At 59.2% G+C, this 18,672-nt stretch carries 16 protein-coding genes; 12 read left to right on the top strand and 4 right to left on the bottom strand.

Features of this window, described 5'->3' with window-relative positions; all coding sequences use genetic code 11:
• Nucleotides 1–14 precede the first annotated feature (14 nt).
• The 3 genes from AC1ME2_RS15685 (at nucleotide 15) to rarD (ending at nucleotide 3,990) form a co-directional block, all read left to right on the top strand.
• Nucleotides 15–1,922 carry a PhoX family protein gene (locus AC1ME2_RS15685; RefSeq protein WP_480435080.1) on the top strand — a complete coding sequence of 636 codons (1,908 nt, stop codon included), beginning with the start codon at nucleotides 15–17 and terminating at the stop codon, nucleotides 1,920–1,922.
• 105 nt (nucleotides 1,923–2,027) lie between these two features.
• Nucleotides 2,028–3,002: a serine/threonine protein kinase gene (locus tag AC1ME2_RS15680; RefSeq protein ID WP_480435078.1), complete on the top strand. Its 975-nt coding sequence runs from the start codon at nucleotides 2,028–2,030 to the stop codon at nucleotides 3,000–3,002.
• 100 nt (nucleotides 3,003–3,102) lie between these two features.
• The gene (gene rarD / locus AC1ME2_RS15675; RefSeq protein ID WP_480435076.1) at nucleotides 3,103–3,990 is read left to right on the top strand and encodes an EamA family transporter RarD; all 888 of its coding nucleotides are present in this window, start codon (nucleotides 3,103–3,105) and stop codon (nucleotides 3,988–3,990) included.
• 231 nt (nucleotides 3,991–4,221) lie between these two features.
• Here the strand turns inward: rarD and AC1ME2_RS15670 are convergent, their stop codons facing one another.
• Complete coding sequence (locus tag AC1ME2_RS15670; protein ID WP_480435075.1) at nucleotides 4,222–4,740, bottom strand: glycine cleavage system transcriptional repressor; 519 nt, start codon at nucleotides 4,738–4,740, stop codon at nucleotides 4,222–4,224.
• Between the two features lie 471 nt (nucleotides 4,741–5,211).
• On the opposite strand from AC1ME2_RS15670, the gene AC1ME2_RS15665 reads away from it, so the two are divergent.
• Entirely contained in the window at nucleotides 5,212–7,389 is a 2,178-nt protein-coding gene (locus AC1ME2_RS15665) for a malate synthase G (RefSeq protein WP_480435074.1), read from the top strand.
• Nucleotides 7,390–7,509: 120 nt separating this feature from the next.
• On the opposite strand, the gene AC1ME2_RS15660 is transcribed toward AC1ME2_RS15665, so the two are convergent.
• The gene (locus AC1ME2_RS15660) at nucleotides 7,510–7,956 is read right to left on the bottom strand and encodes a response regulator (protein WP_480435073.1); all 447 of its coding nucleotides are present in this window, start codon (nucleotides 7,954–7,956) and stop codon (nucleotides 7,510–7,512) included.
• 266 nt (nucleotides 7,957–8,222) lie between these two features.
• Here AC1ME2_RS15660 and AC1ME2_RS15655 point away from each other — a divergent pair, with 266 nt between their 5' ends.
• The 7 genes from AC1ME2_RS15655 (at nucleotide 8,223) to AC1ME2_RS15625 (ending at nucleotide 17,102) form a co-directional block, all read left to right on the top strand.
• The gene (locus AC1ME2_RS15655) at nucleotides 8,223–10,157 is read left to right on the top strand and encodes a putative nucleotidyltransferase substrate binding domain-containing protein (protein ID WP_480435071.1); all 1,935 of its coding nucleotides are present in this window, start codon (nucleotides 8,223–8,225) and stop codon (nucleotides 10,155–10,157) included.
• A complete protein-coding gene (locus AC1ME2_RS15650) occupies nucleotides 10,154–10,861 on the top strand; it encodes a 3'-5' exonuclease (protein WP_480435069.1) in 708 nt (235 codons plus the stop codon). The genes AC1ME2_RS15655 and AC1ME2_RS15650 overlap by 4 nt, the downstream gene beginning before the upstream one ends.
• Nucleotides 10,862–10,997: 136 nt before the next feature.
• Nucleotides 10,998–11,516, top strand: coding sequence for an RNA polymerase sigma factor (locus tag AC1ME2_RS15645; RefSeq protein ID WP_480435068.1), 519 nt, complete (start codon nucleotides 10,998–11,000; stop codon nucleotides 11,514–11,516).
• Nucleotides 11,513–12,505 (top strand): FecR domain-containing protein, encoded by a 993-nt coding sequence (locus AC1ME2_RS15640; protein WP_480435066.1) that lies wholly within the window; start codon nucleotides 11,513–11,515, stop codon nucleotides 12,503–12,505. The genes AC1ME2_RS15645 and AC1ME2_RS15640 overlap by 4 nt, the downstream gene beginning before the upstream one ends.
• A gap of 111 nt (nucleotides 12,506–12,616) precedes the next feature.
• Nucleotides 12,617–15,025: a TonB-dependent siderophore receptor gene (locus AC1ME2_RS15635; RefSeq protein WP_480435064.1), complete on the top strand. Its 2,409-nt coding sequence runs from the start codon at nucleotides 12,617–12,619 to the stop codon at nucleotides 15,023–15,025.
• 74 nt (nucleotides 15,026–15,099) lie between these two features.
• Nucleotides 15,100–16,233 (top strand): PepSY-associated TM helix domain-containing protein, encoded by a 1,134-nt coding sequence (locus AC1ME2_RS15630; protein ID WP_480435063.1) that lies wholly within the window; start codon nucleotides 15,100–15,102, stop codon nucleotides 16,231–16,233.
• Nucleotides 16,234–16,472: 239 nt separating this feature from the next.
• On the top strand, nucleotides 16,473–17,102 hold the full coding sequence (locus AC1ME2_RS15625) for a glutathione S-transferase (RefSeq protein WP_480435062.1): 630 nt from the start codon (nucleotides 16,473–16,475) through the stop codon (nucleotides 17,100–17,102).
• Between the two features lie 75 nt (nucleotides 17,103–17,177).
• On the opposite strand, the gene rloA2 is transcribed toward AC1ME2_RS15625, so the two are convergent.
• Both rloA2 and AC1ME2_RS15615 read right to left on the bottom strand, forming a co-directional pair.
• A complete protein-coding gene (rloA2, locus tag AC1ME2_RS15620; RefSeq protein WP_480435060.1) occupies nucleotides 17,178–17,675 on the bottom strand; it encodes a retropepsin-like aspartic peptidase RloA2 in 498 nt (165 codons plus the stop codon).
• Nucleotides 17,676–17,863: 188 nt separating this feature from the next.
• Nucleotides 17,864–18,412, bottom strand: coding sequence for a DUF2780 domain-containing protein (locus AC1ME2_RS15615; RefSeq protein WP_480435058.1), 549 nt, complete (start codon nucleotides 18,410–18,412; stop codon nucleotides 17,864–17,866).
• Between AC1ME2_RS15615 and AC1ME2_RS15610 the strand changes: the two genes are divergently transcribed.
• Complete coding sequence (locus AC1ME2_RS15610) at nucleotides 18,388–18,597, top strand: fasciclin domain-containing protein (RefSeq protein WP_480435056.1); 210 nt, start codon at nucleotides 18,388–18,390, stop codon at nucleotides 18,595–18,597. The two genes, AC1ME2_RS15615 and AC1ME2_RS15610, sit on opposite strands and share 25 nt — an antisense overlap.
• Nucleotides 18,598–18,672: the final 75 nt, after the last annotated feature.

Below are 18,672 nucleotides of genomic sequence, written 5' to 3'. Positions count from 1 at the left end.
GCAGGGAGCCCGTCATGAGCCTATTAGAAGAAAACCAGCCCACTGACCTCGAACAGTTGATCGGTCTGAGTCGACGTCGCTTCATCGGTGCGGGCGCCCTGTGTGGCGCGGCGATGTTTTTGGGCGGCAACCTGCTGAGCCGCAGTGCATTGGCCGCCAGCGTCAGCGCAGCATCGAGCACGCTCCTCGGCTTCGCCAGTATCCCCGCCTCCACCCAAGACAGCATCAGCCTGCCGCCCGGTTATAAAGCTTCGGTCCTGATCAGTTGGGGCCAGCCGCTGCACACCGATGGCCCCGCGTTCGACCCCAGCGGCAAAGGCAGCGCCAATGCACAGGAAGCCCAGTTCGGCGACAACAACGATGGTATGAGTCTGTTTCCGTTTCCCGGTAAGGAAAACGGTCATCGCGCGTTGATGGCGATCAACAACGAATACACCCACTATCGCTACCTGTTCGATCATGGCCAAGACCCGCAATCTGCCGACGACGTGCATAAGGCCCTGGCCAGCGAAGGCGTGTCGGTCATCGAAGTCCAGCGCGAGGACGATCAATGGCGATTCGTTCAGGGCTCGCCTTATAACCGACGCATTCACGGTAACTCGCCGATCCGCCTGAGCGGCCCCGCAGCGGGTCATGCCTGGCTGAAAACCGCGACTGACAGCAGCGGCGAACACGTGCTTGGCACCTTTCAGAACTGCGCCAACGGCAAAACACCGTGGGGCACGTACCTGACCTGTGAAGAAAACTTCACCGATTGTTTCGGCAGCAGCAATCCCGAACAGACGTTCGATGCTGGGCTCAAACGCTACGGTGCCGTGGTCGCCAGCAAAGACATCAACTGGCACCCACACGACCCGCGCTTCGACCTGGCAAAGAACCCCAACGAGATCAACCGGCATGGCTGGGTGGTGGAGATCGACCCGTTCGATCCGGCATCGACCCCCATCAAACGCACAGCGCTGGGCCGCTTCAAGCATGAAAACACCGCATTAACCGAAACCAGGGATGGCCGTGCAGTGGTGTACATGGGCGACGATGAGCGTGGCGAGTTCATTTACAAGCTCATCAGCCGCGACAGGATCGACCACCAGAACCCCAACGCCAATCGTGACCTGCTCGACCACGGCACCTTATACGTGGCACGCTTCGATGGCGGCGACAGCAACCCCGACCACCCTAAAGGACAGGGTCAGTGGATCGAACTGACTCACGGCAAGAACGGCATTGATGCGGCCAGTGGTTTCGCCAACCAGGCTGAAGTGCTGATCCATGCACGCCTGGCAGCCAGCGTGGTGAACGCCACGCGCATGGACCGGCCGGAGTGGATCGTGGTCAGCCCCAAGGATGGCCAGGTGTATTGCACGCTGACCAATAATGCTAAACGCGGCGATGACGGCCAGCCAGTCGGCGGCCCGAACCCGAGGGCAAAAAATCAGTATGGGCAAATCCTGCGCTGGCATGAAAGCGGCGGCGATCCGGCGGCGATGGCATTCGCCTGGGACTTGTTCCTGATCGCTGGCAACCCGGACGTCCATGCCGATACACCGCAAGGCGGCTCAAGCAATATCACCCCGGCAAACATGTTCAACAGCCCGGATGGGCTTGGGTTCGATGACGCCGGGCGGCTGTGGATTCTGACCGATGGCGATGCGAGCAACACCGGCGACTTTGCCGGGATGGGCAACAACCAGATGCTGTGCGCCGACCCGGACAGCGGTGAGATCCGCCGTTTCATGGTCGGGCCGGTGGGCTGCGAAGTCACCGGCATCAGCTTCGCCCCGGACCAGCGGGCCTTGTTCGTCGGCATCCAGCACCCCGGTGAAAACGGCGGCTCGACCTTCCCGGAACACCTGCCCAACGGGAAACCGCGCTCCTCGGTGATGGTCATCACGCGGGACGACGGCGGGATCGTCGGCGCCTGAAACGCGGACAAGGCCGTGCCCGCACAATCGCGGTCGCCGCAAACCACCCGCGTTGCGCTACCATGACTGGCCCGACGCGGCAGCCTGCTGCGCGCAGGAGTAAGCATGGCCCACCCGTTTGCAACACTCACACCTGATCTGGTACTCGACGCTGTTGAAAGCATCGGTTTTCTCAGCGATGCCCGTATTCTCGCGCTCAACAGTTATGAAAACCGCGTTTATCAGGTCGGTATCGAAGACGGCCAGCCACTGATCGCCAAGTTCTATCGACCACACCGCTGGACCAACGAAGCCATCCTCGAAGAGCACAGCTTTACCTTCGAACTGTCCGCAGTCGATATACCCGTGGTGGCGCCAATGGTGCACAACGGTGAAACCCTGCACGAACACGCCGGTTTTCGTTTCACCCTGTTTCCGCGTCGGGGCGGCCGGGCACCGGAGCCAGGCAATCTCGATCAGCTCTATCGTCTGGGCCAACTGCTCGGCCGCATCCATGCCGTAGGTGCAACCAAACCCTTCGAGCACCGCGAAGCCTTGGCCGTGAAGAACTTCGGCCAGGATTCGCTGACGTACCTGCTGGAAAACAACTGCATCCCGCGCAGCCTGTTACCGGCCTACGAATCGGTCGCGCGTGATTTGCTCAAGCGCGTCGAAGACGTGTACGCCGCCACGCCGCACACCAACATCCGCATGCACGGCGACTGTCACCCCGGCAACATGATGTGCCGCGATGAAATGTTCCACATCGTCGATCTCGATGACTGCCGCATGGGCCCCGCCGCGCAAGACATCTGGATGATGCTGGCCGGTGATCGTCAGGAATGCCTGAGCCAACTGTCAGAGTTGATGGACGGCTACAGCGAGTTCCATGACTTCAATCCTCGCGAGCTGGCGTTGATCGAACCGCTGCGTGCGCTGCGTCTGATGCACTACAGCGCATGGCTGGCGCGGCGCTGGGACGATCCGGCCTTCCCGCATAGCTTCCCGTGGTTTGGGACCGAACGTTATTGGGGCGATCAGGTGCTCGCCTTGCGCGAACAACTGTCAGCGCTCAATGAAGAGCCGTTAAAGTTGTTCTGACTCGCGGGATCCTCAACCTGAAGTTCAGGCGCCGCATCCTCCTGGCAGCGGCGCGTATTCACAACACACAGAATAATAATTAGCGTCCTAAGGAACATCCATGCAAACCGCCAACCCGCGTCGCGGGTATATCCTGGGCCTTATCGCCTATATCACCTGGGGTCTGTTTCCGCTTTATTTCAAAGCCATCGCTGCCGTCCCTTCCGTTGAAATCATTGTCCACCGCGTGCTGTGGTCCGCACTGTGCGGCTCACTGTTACTACTGGTCTGGAAGCATCCGGGCTGGTGGCGCGAGTTGCGTAACAACCCGCGCCGTCTGGCGGTTCTGGCACTCAGTGGTTCCCTGATCGCGGCCAACTGGCTGACGTATGTATGGGCGGTGAATAACGGGCGCATGGTTGAAGCCAGCCTCGGCTATTACATCAATCCGCTGGTGAACGTGTTGCTGGGCATGCTGCTCTTGGGCGAACGTCTGCGGCCCCTGCAATGGCTGGCAGTCGGCCTGGCCGCCGTCGGGGTCGCGCAGCAGGTCTGGCAGGTCGGCAGCCTGCCATGGGTTTCACTGGCGCTGGCGCTGAGCTTCGGTTTCTATGGGCTGATCCGCAAGCAGGCGCCCGTGGCGGCGTTGCCGGGCCTGGTGGTGGAAACCTGGTTACTGGTGCCGCTGGCGATTGGTTGGTTGTTGCTCAATCCAATGGCGGTCAGCGCTCAGGCCAGTTTCTGGACGACCTCTCAGGCGTGGTGGCTGGCGGCCGCAGGCCCGATCACGGTCATGCCGCTGATCTGCTTCAACGCAGCGGCGCGTCATTTGCCGTACACCACACTGGGCTTCCTGCAATACATCGCGCCCACCCTGGTCTTGTCGCTGGCGGTTCTGGTGTATGGCGAGCACCTGGCGGCCAGCACGCTGCTGGCGTTTGCGTTTATCTGGACTGGATTGGCGGTGTACAGCGTGGATATCTGGCTGCGCTCACGCCGCCGAAACTGATCAAAAAACGCACAAAGCCCTGCAAGCCACGACACCTGTGGCTTGCAGGGATCTCTCCAGAGGTTATCCACAGCCTCGTTCACCTTATTTGTGCACAAGCCGTTGAAACTGTTGGTTTTTTGATCAACTTCAGCAAAGCCTTGATGAGCATGGGCCGCAGCGCTGTCTCCCCAGGTTATCCACAGGCAGGCGAACGAATAACGTGGATAACCTTTTTCACGCCAGCGTGAGTCAGGCCTCGGCTCGAAGCACCAACTCGACCATCAAGTCATCTGCCAGATTCTCCAGACGTTTCTGCAGCACCTCCAACGACAAGGTCAGCGGCACAGCGAGAATCGCCTCGGCGTGAAACAGTGGCTCGCTGCTCATCGGCGCTGGCCTGACATCTGTTATCAGCCGTTCCAGGTTGACACCCTGCTCCGCGAGCAGGCGGGTGATGTCACGCACGATGCCGGGACGATCATTACCGACCAACTCCATCGCGATCGGCTTCCAGGTGCAGGACTGCTCTATTCCACCTTGTGCAATCAATACCTGAATGCCGTGCGCCGACAGGCCCTGTAAGGCACCCACCAGCTCATCGTAGCCTTCTGCAGACACGGCCACCCTTAATATGCCGGCAAATTGCCCGGCCATCCGGGACATACGGCTTTCCAACCAGTTGCCGCCATGCTCAGCGATACATTGGGCGATCCGCTCGACCTGGCCAGGTTGATCAGGAGCAATAACAGTAAGTACGAGATGATCCACGGTCCATTCCTCTTTTGCATGGGCCCAGGCGCCAATAAATCAGGGTTTGCCGGGCTGTCGGGCAAGTATAGGCAACGCCTGCCAATACGCTTTTGCAGCGCCAGGCTCAGTGGTCTAAAAAGCAAATCGTGTACTGGTTTTATATTTATCTGGAACAATCCTCCTCTTTTTTGAGAACATCCTGCCCCCCCGAGTGACCGTCACATGGATATGGGTCGCTCAATGACGTATTTAGTCTGATTTTCACAACCGCAACTCATCATGTAGTATGCCGCAGCGAGCACTACATAACGTTGGATTGATGTCTGCCAAGGCGCCTCTACAAACCTGTAAGTCCTTTGCTGCACGCGTTTTGCGAGCAGTGTTGGCCACGCCCAGCCGCCAGTAATGGCATGTTCTGGCACACAGGTTTGATAAGCATGCCAAGGACTTTATTAAAAAGCTGAATAGCTGAGCAGAGTGAGGCAAGCAATGTCTGAACACGTTCAAGTCGGTGGCCTGCAGGTCGCCAAAGTCCTGTTCGACTTCGTGAATAACGAAGCCATCCCTGGAACCGGCCTCGACGCCGAGAAGTTCTGGGTCGGTGCAGAAAAGATCATCAATGAACTCGCGCCGAAGAACAAAGCCCTACTCGCCAAACGTGATGATTTCCAGGCGCAGATCGATGCCTGGCACCAGGCCCGTGTGGGCGTTGCGCACGACGCTGCGGCGTATAAAGCCTTCCTGCAAGAAATAGGTTATCTGCTGCCAGAAGCGGCGGACTTCCAGATAACGACGCAAAACGTCGACGATGAAATTGCCCACATGGCCGGCCCGCAACTCGTCGTGCCCGTCATGAACGCACGCTTTGCCCTCAACGCCTCGAATGCGCGCTGGGGTTCGCTGTACGACGCCTTGTACGGCACCGATGCCATCAGCGAAGCGGACGGCGCGGAAAAAGGCAAAGGCTACAACAAGGTCCGTGGCGACAAGGTCATCGCCTTCGCCCGTGCCTTCCTCGACGAAGCCGCGCCCTTGGCTGCTGGCTCGCACGTCGATTCCACCGGCTATAAAATCGTTGACGGCAAACTGGTCATCGCCCTCAAAGGTGGCAGCAACACGGGCCTCAATGACGACGCGCAACTGATCGGTTTCCACGGTCAGGCCGAGGCACCGACCGCCCTTCTGCTCAAGCACAACGGTCTGCATTTCGAAATCCAGTTCGACGCCACCAGCCCTGTCGGCCAAACCGACGCAGCCGGCATCAAAGATGTGCTGATGGAAGCCGCACTGACCACCATCATGGACTGCGAAGACTCGATCGCCGCCGTCGATGCTGACGACAAAGTGGTGGTGTACCGCAATTGGCTGGGCCTGATGAAAGGCGACCTGTCCGAGCAAGTGTCCAAGGGCGGCGAGACTTTCACCCGCACCATGAACGCCGACCGGACCTACACCGCGCCCAATGGCGGCGAAGTGAGCCTGCACGGCCGCTCGCTGTTGTTCGTGCGTAACGTAGGTCACCTGATGACCATCGACGCGATTCTTGATAAAGACGGCAACGAAGTCCCGGAAGGTATTCTCGACGGCCTGATGACCAGCCTTGCTGCTATCCACAGCCTCAATGGCACCAGCCAGCGCAAGAACAGCCGCACCGGCTCGGTCTATATCGTCAAACCGAAAATGCACGGCCCTGAAGAAGCGGCGTTCACCAACGAACTGTTCGGTCGTATCGAAGAGGTCCTGAACCTGCCGCGCAACACGGTTAAAGTCGGGATCATGGACGAAGAACGTCGGACCACAGTCAACCTCAAGGCCTGTATCAAGGCCGCCAGTGAACGCGTAGTGTTCATCAACACTGGTTTCCTTGACCGTACCGGCGACGAAATCCATACCTCCATGGAAGCGGGCCCTGTCGTGCGTAAAGCACAGATGAAAGCCGAGAAATGGATTGGCGCCTATGAAAACTGGAACGTCGATATCGGTTTGAGCTGCGGCCTGCAAGGTCGTGCACAAATCGGTAAAGGCATGTGGGCCATGCCTGACCTGATGGCGGCGATGCTCGAACAGAAAATCGCTCACCCGCTGGCAGGCGCCAACACCGCTTGGGTACCTTCGCCGACCGCTGCTGCGCTGCACGCCTTGCATTACCACAAGGTTGACGTGTTCGCCCGTCAGGCCGAGTTGGCCAAACGCGGTCGCGCCTCGATCGATGACATCCTGACCATTCCGCTGGCGCCGAACACAGATTGGACGGCTGACGAGATCCAGAACGAACTGGATAACAACGCCCAGGGCATCCTCGGCTATGTCGTGCGCTGGATCGATCAGGGCGTCGGTTGCTCGAAAGTGCCGGACATCAACGATATCGGCCTGATGGAAGACCGCGCCACGTTGCGCATCTCCAGCCAACACATCGCCAACTGGTTGCGCCATGGCGTGGTCAACGAAGCGCAGGTGCTGGAAACCCTCAAGCGTATGGCACCCGTGGTCGACCGGCAGAATGCCAACGACCCGCTGTATCGCCCGCTGGCCCCGGATTTCGATAGCAATATCGCGTTCCAGGCGGCAGTAGAACTGGTGATCGAAGGGACTAAACAACCCAACGGCTACACCGAGCCGGTGTTGCATCGTCGTCGTCGTGAGTTCAAGGCTAAAAACGGGCTGTAAGCTGCAAAAGGCGGTGTATCTGATACACCGCCTTCGCACCCACAGGGAGTCGCGATTTTCTGTGGGAGCAGGCTTGCCTGCGAATGGCTGGATGCGGTGTACCTGACACACCGCACCGCATCACCCCATCCCCAACTCACGCTTGACCAACGCCAACAAATGCTTGGTATTGATCGGTTTGAGCAAAAAATCCACCACACTCAAGTGCATCGCCGCAATGGCGTCCTTCACGTTGGCATCGCCGGAAACAATGATGATCGGCAGCGCCGCACGTTCGGACTCACGCACCTGACGAATCAAGTCCAGTCCACTGCAGGGCACCATGTTCAGGTCAGTGATCAGCAAACCAATGGACTGACGCGTGTTAAGCAGGTTCAACGCCGTGCTGCCACTGGCCGCCGTGAGACACCTGATACCATTGAGGCTAAGAATTTCGGCCAATACCTCGCGCGCGTCTTTATTATCATCGACGATCAGCACCCGCTGTTGCGCAGGCTTATCAGGCGCTTGCATCACCTGATTGAGGGCTTCGCGTTCTTCATCACTCAAGATATCGAGGTCAGGCATACACGTCTCATTCCTTTCCCTGGCCTTACTCAGACAGCGGATTACGCTGAATTCACCGCGCACTTCGTCGGCTTTGCGCGCCAACGGCCACCGGCTATATCTACGATAGCCACCGCGCCAACTTCTGCACAAACCGTTACATTCAGTTAAGCATTTTTCCGCGACCCTAGACTTACGTCCAATGGGCACTGCCCTGCAAGCGGCCGACCATGAACGTCTAAAACCTATTCGATAAAAACAGTCGATAAAAAAGTGCGGTCGTGGTTATGAGCAAAGCGGATGCTTTCACCCAAGCAGGAAAAACAGCGGTGCTGCAAAATATTCAGGGCACCATGCAATTCTTGCAAAAATTCCCACCGTTCAATCAGATGGAAAACGCCCACCTCGCGTACCTGGTCGAACAGTGCCAACTGCGTTTTTACACGACTGGCGAAAGCATCATCAAGCCCAGTGACGGACAGGTAGAGCATTTTTACATCGTCAAGCAAGGCCGTGTGATCGGCGAACGCCCTCATTCAGCCAAGAGCGGCAAAGAAACCACCTTTGAAATTACCACCGGGGAATGCTTCCCGCTGGCGGCGCTGCTGGGCGAGCGGGCCACCCGCACCGAGCATCTGGCGGCCGAAGACACCTTTTGCCTGCAACTGAACAAGCAAGCGTTCGTCAAACTGTTTGCCCTCTCCAGCATCTTCCGTGATTTCGCCTTGCGCGGGGTCAGCAGCCTGCTCGACCAGATCAATCAACAGGTTCAGCAGCGCGCCGTAGAAACCCTCGGCATGCAGTATTCGCTGAACATGCGACTCGGCGAGTTGGCGATGCGTCATCCTGTGACGTGCAGCCAGGACACACCGCTGCGGGCTGCGGTCAAACTGATGCACGATCAGCAAGTTGGCAGCATCGTGATCGTTGACGAGCATAAAGCACCGTTAGGCATCTTCACCCTGCGCGATTTGCGCCAAGTGGTGGCTGACGGCGTCGAAGACCTGGGCCTGCCCATCAAACAGCGAATGACTCAGGCGCCGTTTTTTCTCAGCCCCGACGCCACCGCCTTCGATGCGGCCATCGCCATGACCGAGCGGCATATCGCCCACGTCTGCCTGGTCAAGGATCAGCGCTTGTGCGGTGTAGTGTCCGAGCGTGACCTGTTCTCTTTGCAGCGCGTGGACCTGGTGCATTTGGCACGGACCATCCGCACGGCCCCACGTATTGAAAGCCTGGCCAACCTGCGCGGGGAAATCGTGCAATTGGTCGACCGCATGCTCGCCCATGGCGCCTCATCGACCCAGATTACCCAGATCATCACCTTGCTCAACGATCACACGGTGTCCAGGGTCATTGAGCTGACGCTGGAAGAAAAAGGCGACCCCGGCATTGCGTTCAGCTGGCTGTGCTTCGGCAGTGAAGGCCGCCGCGAACAGACGCTGTACACCGATCAGGACAACGGCATTCTGTTCGAAGCCCGCGATGCGGCCCACGCGGCGGAAATCCGTGGGAAGCTGTTGCCCCTGGCGCAGCAGATCAATCAAAGCCTGGCGCAGTGCGGATTTACCCTGTGCAAGGGCAATATCATGGCCGGCAACCCGGACCTGTGCCTGTCCCGCGCGGAATGGTCGCGGCGGTTCAGCGCGTTCATTCGCGAGGCGACACCTGAGAACTTGCTGGCCTCGACCATTTATTTCGACTTGCGGGTGGTGTGGGGTGATGAGCACGGCACCGATCAACTGCGGCACGAGATTCTCGATCAAGTCGCCGACAACCGCCTGTTCCAGCGCATGATGGCCGAGAATGCTCTTCGTCATCAGCCCCCCGTCGGGCGCTTCCGTGAATTCGTGCTGGCGCGCAAAGGCAGCGAAAAAGCCACCCTGGACCTTAAAATCCAGGGCCTGACCCCTTTCGTCGATGGCGCCCGCTTGCTGGCCCTGTCCCATGGCGTCGAAGCCAGCAATACCCTGGAACGCTTTCGCCAATTGGTCGCCAAACACGTCATCGAACCGCTCGATGGTGCGGCCTATGAAGAGGCCTATCACTTCATTCAACAGACCCGCATGCAGCAACATCAACTGCAATGTCGGGAAAATCTGCCGTATTCCAACCGGGTCGACCCGGACATCCTCAACCATCTTGACAGACGCATTCTGCGCGAGTCGCTACGCCAGGCCCAACGCCTGCAAAGCAGCATGACGCTCCGCTACCAGCTATGAATTTATTTGCCTGGCTACGCCCGCACGCGCCTCATTTGAATGCACGCCAACAACAACGGCTGGAGCAGCTAGCACCCGGTGCTGCGCTCAACAAGAACCCGCTCCGCGAACAGCGCTGGGTGGTTCTAGACTTGGAAACCACCGGTTTGAACCTGAACCGTGATCAAGTGCTGTCGATTGGCGCGGTGGTGATCGAGGACGGCGCCATAGACTTTTCTCAACAGTTCGAGCGCACCTTGCTGCGCCCGGATCACAAGCTCAGCCCCAGCGTGTTGCTTCATGGTCTCGGTCCCAGCGCCATTGCCGCCGGCAGCGAACCGGTCGACGCCCTTCTGGACCTGATGGAGTTCGTCGGCAGTAGTCCGCTGATGGCGTTTCATGCAGCGTTTGACCGGCACATGCTCGGCCGCGCCCTGAAAGACAGCCTCGGTTATCGCTTGCAGCACAGCTTTTTCGATGTTGCCGAAATGGCACCGATGCTTTGCCCACAGGCGCACATTCGTCGAGGTGGGCTGGACGCCTGGACCGCGTTTTTCGGCCTGCAAGCCGGCGAACGCCATCACGCCAGCGCCGACGCCCTTGTCACCGCCGAGTTGGCGCTTATTCTGTTCAGCTACGCCCGCCGCCAAGAGATCGACAACCCGGCAAACCTCGACCAACAACTGGGTCATTGGCGCAGACGCCAGCAAATTCATTCGTTTTAAGTGCAGCCGATGTCCGGCCCAAAAACGGTGCAGGCCATTTACCATCACCCGATGAGCGTCAATTGCGTACAGCATTCGGCCCTGACATAATCGCGAATAATTCTCATTAATCAAAGATTATCATTCGGGGCCGTTCGTGTCGTCAGTCCAAAGCACCCAAAGTGAGCTCGTTGGCGCGTTATACCGTGACCATCGAGGCTGGCTGCTGTCTTGGTTGAGGCGCAACGTTGCCTGCCCCTATCGCGCAGAAGACTTGAGCCAAGACACCTTTATGCGCCTGCTCGGCCGTGAGGAGCTGAAAGCGCCCCATGAGCCCCGGGCTTTTTTGGTCGCGATTGCCAAGGGACTGCTGTTCGATTATTTCCGGCGCGCGGCGCTGGAGCAGGCTTACCTGACCGAACTGATGCTGATTCCCGAGGCCGAACACCCGTCGCCGGAAGAACAACAACTGATCCTCGAAGACCTCAAAGCCATTGACCGGCTGTTGACCAAATTGTCCAGTAAAGCACGGGCGGCCTTCCTCTATAACCGCCTGGAAGGCATGACCCACGGCGAAATCGCTGAGCGTCTTGGCGTGTCGGTGCCCCGTGTGCGGCAATACCTGGCGCAGGGCATTCGTCAGTGTTACGTCGCGCTGTACGGCGAACCGCTATGAGCGGTTTCAGCCCCGTGTCGTCGAGGGTTCTGGACGCGGCGATTGCCTGGCAGCTATGCCTGGATTCGGCCAGTGAAGCAGATCGCGCCGAATTCGCCACATGGTATGCAGCGGATAAAGAACACGCCCGCGCCTGGACGCAACTGGGCATGCTCGATCAGCGCTTTGCTATCGCCTCGGGTCCGGCGCGCACGGCGTTGCTGCAATCGCGCGCCGGTATTCGTCAGCGAGTACGCACCCTGGGGGGTGGTCTGGCCAGCGTGGCGTTGGCCTGTGGACTGGCGCTGTTTGTCGGCAATCGTTATCTGCCGCTCGATTACTGGCTGGCCGATCAACGCACAGCCACGGGTGAGCAACGGACCTTGCGCCTGTCGGACAACACCCTGATCCGCCTTAATACCCACAGCGCCGTGGACGTGCGATTCGACGCTAACCAACGTCGGATCGTTCTTCAAGAAGGCGAAATCCTGGTCGAGACCGGTAGCCACGACGATCCGCGTCCTTTTATCGTAGAGACCGGTGAAGGCCGCATGCGCGCGCTGGGCACACGCTTTCTGGTCCGGCGCGAGGACGACAGCACCTTGTTGAGCGTGCTGCAATCGGCAGTCGCCGCTCACCCGCAGACCAGCGAGAGCGAGCACGTCCTGCAGGAGGGCCAGCAAGTGCTGATGCGTCGCGATGGCCTGGGGCCAATGCTCAGCCTGCGCCCCGGCACGGACGCCTGGACACGCGGCATGCTGGTGGTGGACAACGTTCGGTTGGGGGATCTGATCACCGAACTGGGACGTTATCGCCAAGGCCATCTGGGCGTAGCCCCGGAAATCGCCGACCTGCGGATAACCGGCAGCTTTCCGCTGACCAATACCGATCTGGCGCTTAAAGCCCTGCTGCCAACCCTGCCGGTGCAGATTGAACAGCACACACCGTGGTGGGTGACGGTGATCGCCCAAGAAGAAACACCAGACACCGTATCGCCCACAAAGCCATGATCAATTGGAAAACGCATTCTTAATCTAAATAATTTTCAATTAGATCTATCACTTTTTGATTCTCGTTCGGCACATAGGCATTGAGAACAATTTCCATTCAGGAATCGCCTAATGCCCCGCCCGCTTAATACGCTTATGCACCCCAGCCTTTTGGCCTTGGCCATCACTCTGACCGTTCCCCTCGCCAGCACACAGTTGATGGCAGCCGAGCAGGTTTCCAGCGTGCGCACCTACGACCTGCCGGCCGGATCCCTGGCGACCACCCTGAACCAGATCGCCAGCCAGGCAGGCCTCGCCCTGTCGCTCGATCCGGCGCTGGCCGCCGGCCGCACATCGGCACCGGTTCAGGGCCAGTTCGATGCGACCGGTGCCCTGCGCCAGGCCCTGCGCGGTACGGGTGTGCAACTGGTGCAAAGCACTGTCGGCACCTACAGCCTGATGGCCGCGCCAGACGGGGTTGTGGCATTGCCGGAAACCCGCATTCAAGGCCAGATCAGCGATGAAACGGCGTGGGGCCCGGTAGAGGGGTACACAGCGACCCGCAGTGCCGCTGGCACCAAAACCGATACGCCGATAGTTGAGGCGCCGCGCTCGATTTCGGTCGTTACCCGCGAGCAAATGGAAGATCGTGCGGTCCAGAACCTCGACGACGCGCTGCGTTACTCCCCAGGCGTAGTAGCCAGCAGCTACGGCAGTGACAACCGTGCCGACTGGCTGCGCGTACGTGGTTTCGAACCGACCCAATTCCTCGATGGTCTGCCGTTGCCAAAAGGCTCCTACGCCAACCCGAAAATCGAAACCTGGGACCTGGAGCGCATCGCCTTGCTGCGCGGCCCGTCTTCCTCGGTCTACGGCCAAACCCCGCCAGGCGGCATGCTCGACATGGTTAGTCGTCGCCCGGACGCCGAGTCCAGCCATGAAGTGCAGGCGCAAATCGGCAGCAACAATCGCAAGCAGATCAGCTTTGACAGCACCGGCAAGATCGACGACGAAGGCCAGTTCCTCTACCGCATCGATGGCGTCGTGCGTGACAGCGGTTCGCCCATCGACCATGTGGACGACAAGCGTTACAACATCGCGCCGAGCCTGACATGGAACGTCGATCCCGATACGCACCTGACCTTACTGACCCAGTTTACCCATGACGATACCGGTGTCAGTGGGCAGTTCCTGCCGTTGCAAGGCACCAAACTACCGTCGGCAGCGGGCGACATTTCCCATCACAAGGACCTGGGTGAGCCAGACGCGGATTACTACGACCGCACGTACTACGCCCTGGGTTACGCGTTCGATCACCGCTTCAATGATGTGTGGCAGTTCCGTCAAAACCTGCGTTATACCAAAAGCGACCTGGCGTTCCACACCACGTACCCAAGCTACGTCGCTGACGCGGTCAGCCCGGACGGCACGCTTAAGCGGATCTACGACAAAGTTAACGAAGACATCAGCCAGATCGCTCTGGACAACAACTTCCAGGCTGACTTCCAGACCGGTCCGTTCAGCCACACCGTGTTGCTGGGTGCGGACCTCCAGCACTCCAACACCAACTACCACTGGGTTGAAGGGGATGCGCCCGACTCCAACGTGATCAACCCGATCTACGGTCAGCCTTACCCAGGCACTACCCCGTACACGCTTTACAACTACAACCAGAAAACCACGCAGACCGGTCTCTACGCACAGGACCAGATCGCACTGGACAAATGGCGCCTGACCCTGGGCGGTCGTGAAGACTGGGTTCACACGGGTACCACGTTCTACAACAATAACGACGCAACCCATACCGAGCGTGACAGCAAGTTCAGCGGCAACGCGGGCCTGAGCTACGTCTTCGATTCCGGCATCACCCCGTATATCTCGTACACCGAATCGTTCCAGCCAACATCCGGTGCGGCGGTCAATGCCACTGACTCCCTCAAGCCCACCGAAGGCAGGCAGTACGAAGCCGGCGTGAAATACCAGCCACCGGGCACCAAAGCACTACTGACCGCCGCTGTATTCGATCTGCGCCAGAAGAACGTTTCGGTCACGCAGGCCAACATCACCACCCAGATCGGCGAAGTAAAAGTACGCGGACTGGAGCTCGAAGCCACTTCCGATGTCACCCACAACCTCAAGCTGGTGGGTTCCTATACCTACACCGATACAGAGACGCTCAAGGGCGACACCGATGGCAATCGCCTGAAGTTGATTCCGCGCAACGCAGCCTCTGGATGGGCTGACTACACCTGGCACCGCGGCCTCTTCGACGGCTTCGGTATGGGCGCTGGCGTACGTTATGTCGGCGACACCTACGGCAACGTCCCTAACACCGCCAATGGCCATGTCGGGTCTTACACCGTGTACGACGCTGCCGTGCATTACGACCTCGGGCGTCTGAGCAACAGCCTGGCAGGCGCATCGGTCGCGGTGAACGCGAACAACCTGTTCAACAAGGATTACCTGTCGACCTGTGACGGCACCTGGTGCTACTACGGTGACCAGCGCAACGTACTCGCCAGCATCAACTACAAGTGGTAACTCACGGGCTTATAAAACAGACCGTGTGAAACAGGGCCACTTAGTGCAAGTGGCCCTTCGCTTTTGGATAAAACATGAACAGCAAAACCATCCGCCGCTGGTCCTTTGTCCACACGTGGACCAGCCTGATCTGCACCCTGTTTCTTCTGATGCTGGCGGTCACCGGGCTGCCACTGATTTTTCATCATGAAATCGATCACCTGCTGGGCCATTCACCTGAATTCAAACAGATGCCCGCCGACACTGCGCCTCTGGACCTGCAACAGCTTGTCACCTTCGCCGAGGCCCATCGTCCGGGTGACGTGATGCAATATTTTGGCTGGGACGATGACGATCCCAATGGCGTGATGGCGATCATGGCGCCCACGGCCGGGACCGAACCGAACGCCTCCCACACCTTCATGCTCGATGCCCGTACCGGCGAAGCCTTTGAGCGACCGTCGGCCAACGGCGGTTTCATGATGGTCATGCTGCGCCTGCACACCGATATGTATGCCGGGCCGTGGGGCATGTTGTTTCTTGGGGCAATGGGGCTGCTGTTTGTGGCAGCCATCATTTCTGGCGCAGTGCTGTACGCGCCGTTCATGCGTCGGCTCAACTTCGCTACCGTGCGATCAGACAAATCAACGCGGGTGCGCTGGCTGGACCTGCACAACCTGATCGGCGTGGTGACGCTGACCTGGACGATGGTGGTCGGCGTGACCGGGGTGATCAACGCCTGCGCTGATCTGGTGATCGCCGCGTGGCGCAACGACAGCCTGGCGACGATGGTCGCACCCTACCGCGATGCGCCACCCCTGCTGCAACGGGCGCCTGCGACGCGTTTGCTCGAGATTGCCGAAGCGGCCGCGCCGGGCATGGCGCCAGACTTTATCGCGTTTCCCGGTACACGCTTTTCCAGCGAGCATCACTACGCCGTGTTCTTGAAAGGCGCTACGCACCTTACGGCGCATCTGCTGACGCCGGTACTGATCGACGCCAACAACCTGCACGTCACCGCCATCGGTGAACGCCCGTGGTACATGAATGCGCTGGGCCTGTCGCAACCGCTGCACTTCGGGGATTACGGCGGCATGCCGATGAAAGTGTTGTGGGGGCTGCTCGATGTGCTGACCATTATCGTCCTTGGCAGCGGCCTGTACCTGTGGTGGGTGCGGCGCAGAGCAACGGTGTCGGTGAATCGGGCGCGGGCAGAGGTCGCACGATGAAGGGCCGGCGTTCAAACACCTGGCGCGTGTTCGCTCAACCGCTCTGGATCGGCCTGCTGACGGCGGCAGGACTGTTCGCCGCGCTAGTGGGCGACGGGAGGTGGGACATGGTGTCCTGGATCGGGATGGGGGTGCCGGTAATCCTCAGTGCGCGGGGATTGTTGACGCGTTGACGGATCGGCATTGCGGACAACCAACACGCTGATTAGTCTAGGGTCTATCTCGTTCGAGGAATTCCCATGTCCGTTCCCAGCATGACCTTGTTCTACAACCCGGCATCGCCTTTTGCGCGCAAAGTGTTGATCCTGCTGCACGAGACCGGGCAATGTGATCGGGTGGAGTTGCTGCCGACTCAGGTCAGCCCCGTCAGCCCGGACGCCGCGCTCAATCATGACAATCCCGCCGGCAAGTTGCCGGCGCTGCGTTTGGCTGACGGTAATGTGATCCATGACAGCCGAGTGATTCTCGAATACCTCGATGCCCAGCATGTCGGCAATCCGCTGATCCCGCGCGAAGGCTCGGCGCGCTGGAGACGTTTGACCCTGGCATCTCTGGCCGACGCGCTGCTCGATGCGGCGCTGCTGATTCGGTATGAAACCGCCCTGCGGCCGCCGGAGAAACACTGGGATCTGTGGCTGGACAATCAAGCCGAAAAAATCCAGCGCTCCCTGGCGTATTTCGAACAGGACGCCATCGCCGAACTCAGCTCGCATTTCGATATCGCCGCCATCAGCGTTGCTGCTGCGCTGGGCTATCTGGATTTCCGCCAACCTGATCTGGGCTGGCGCAAGCGCTGCCCACACCTGGCCAACTGGTTCGCCGACGTCAGCCAGCGGCCGTCGATGCAGAGCACTCAGCCGCCGGTATAAGGTTTTAGGATTTCGAAAATCCTGTGCAGCCTGTGTGGGAGCGAATTCATTCGCGAAGGGGGTATCAGCCGCAGATCAGCAATCAGGTTTATCCGCGGTGTAACGACGGGCTGGATTGACTGCCGCACCGAACTCACGAAGGGCTTTGGCACCGATCAGCAGCGGATAATTGAAGCTGCTGCGGTCGGTCAGATTGACCTCGACGGTGCGTTTGGTGTTACCCAGGCACATTTCCAGATCGACCACCGGACGCTTGGTGGGGTCGGCGTTTTGATCGTCATCTTCTTCGGAGCGGGTCTTGATCTTGCTGATCCGTGCGACCTTGTGTTCGTAGACCTTGTCGCTGGCACCTTTGGTCCCGAGGCGGAAACGCACCCAATCCTCACCATCACGCTTGAACAACTCGATGTCCTTGGCTGATAGCGATGCGGTCAACGCGCCGGTGTCCATTTTCGCCTTGAGGGTCTCGCCGATTTCCGGCAACGCAATGAATTCATAGCGGCCATACAACGTTGGCTCGGCGGCCATCACAGGGAGGGCCAGCAGGGACAACAGGGCAAGGATTGATTTCACGTAGGTGATACCTCTAGAGGAATGAAGCCGGTAGGACGCGCCCGATTTTAGACCATCACAGTTGATTGGGTTCGCCGATACAACGTGCCGCCAGCATAAACACTGCTACGTGAAACATTCGTAAACAGCGGCGGCTGGGGAGAGCGTACGCACCGCCGCCTTGCGCGACGATGCGTCAGACCGGTGAATCAGCTGCCGACATTCCACAGGCTGCCGAGGCTTTTCAGCGCTGAACCGCCAGCGCCTTGTTGACCCAGGTATTGCAGGATCAGCGGGGCGAACTGGCCCACCATGCTGCTGTTCATGCCCAACGCGCTGAACGCCGAGTTGACGTCCGCCATGCTCTTGACGTTGCCCAGCGCACTGCTCACTGCCGAACCACCCGAGTTGCCCGTCAGGCCGCCCAAACTGCCCAAACTGCCCAGCGCGCCGGCACCGGAAAGTTGATCAAGGCCCGGAACTGACTTGGTCAGCTGTGAATAGTCATTGCCAGTCAATTTATTCTTGGCCAGCCCCAGCAACGCGCCGGTACCGCCGACTGCTTGTTCCGGGGTGACGTTGAGCTTGGTACCCAAGGTATTCAACAAACCGGCCGCTTGCGGCGTAGTCGCGGCGTTCTGGTTGCCGCCAGTCGCGCCGGAAACCGCGTTGGCCGCGTCGCTCAAATTGAAAGCGAAAACCGGGCTCACTGCCAGGGTCATGAGCGTAGCCAGTGCAAAACCGCGTGAAATTCTCATCAAAACATCCTCGTCAGCCATGGGGTTCGGCGAGTGCCGGTATAAAAGTGAAAATAGGACCACAACAGCAGCCTGAACGTTCCCCATCACAACCCGGTAATGTTGCCGACATCAGTACTTATGACGTCACTCAGTCCAATGGCGTGATTCACGCGATCGACAACGTACTGATGCCCAAAAGCTGAAGACATTGCCGGTCTGCCTGATCAGGCAGGCCGACGTCTCCTTCTATAAGCGAGCACCTGGAAAGAGAGCACCGA

This window comes from Pseudomonas sp. ASL9 (genome assembly GCF_056680335.1).
Note: the sequence above shows the minus strand (reverse complement) of the source record. Positions and strands in the feature narration are given on the sequence as shown.

Coding starts and splice junctions, on each gene's coding strand:
- AC1ME2_RS15655 (WP_480435071.1), top strand. CDS start 8,223: ATGAGCAAAGCGGATGCTTTCACCCAAGCAGGAAAAACAGCGGTGCTG.
- AC1ME2_RS15635 (WP_480435064.1), top strand. CDS start 12,617: ATGCCCCGCCCGCTTAATACGCTTATGCACCCCAGCCTTTTGGCCTTG.
- AC1ME2_RS15640 (WP_480435066.1), top strand. CDS start 11,513: ATGAGCGGTTTCAGCCCCGTGTCGTCGAGGGTTCTGGACGCGGCGATT.
- AC1ME2_RS15625 (WP_480435062.1), top strand. CDS start 16,473: ATGTCCGTTCCCAGCATGACCTTGTTCTACAACCCGGCATCGCCTTTT.
- AC1ME2_RS15615 (WP_480435058.1), bottom strand. CDS start 18,412: ATGAGAATTTCACGCGGTTTTGCACTGGCTACGCTCATGACCCTGGCA.
- AC1ME2_RS15680 (WP_480435078.1), top strand. CDS start 2,028: ATGGCCCACCCGTTTGCAACACTCACACCTGATCTGGTACTCGACGCT.
- rarD (WP_480435076.1), top strand. CDS start 3,103: ATGCAAACCGCCAACCCGCGTCGCGGGTATATCCTGGGCCTTATCGCC.
- AC1ME2_RS15650 (WP_480435069.1), top strand. CDS start 10,154: ATGAATTTATTTGCCTGGCTACGCCCGCACGCGCCTCATTTGAATGCA.
- AC1ME2_RS15630 (WP_480435063.1), top strand. CDS start 15,100: ATGAACAGCAAAACCATCCGCCGCTGGTCCTTTGTCCACACGTGGACC.
- AC1ME2_RS15660 (WP_480435073.1), bottom strand. CDS start 7,956: ATGCCTGACCTCGATATCTTGAGTGATGAAGAACGCGAAGCCCTCAAT.
- AC1ME2_RS15665 (WP_480435074.1), top strand. CDS start 5,212: ATGTCTGAACACGTTCAAGTCGGTGGCCTGCAGGTCGCCAAAGTCCTG.
- AC1ME2_RS15685 (WP_480435080.1), top strand. CDS start 15: ATGAGCCTATTAGAAGAAAACCAGCCCACTGACCTCGAACAGTTGATC.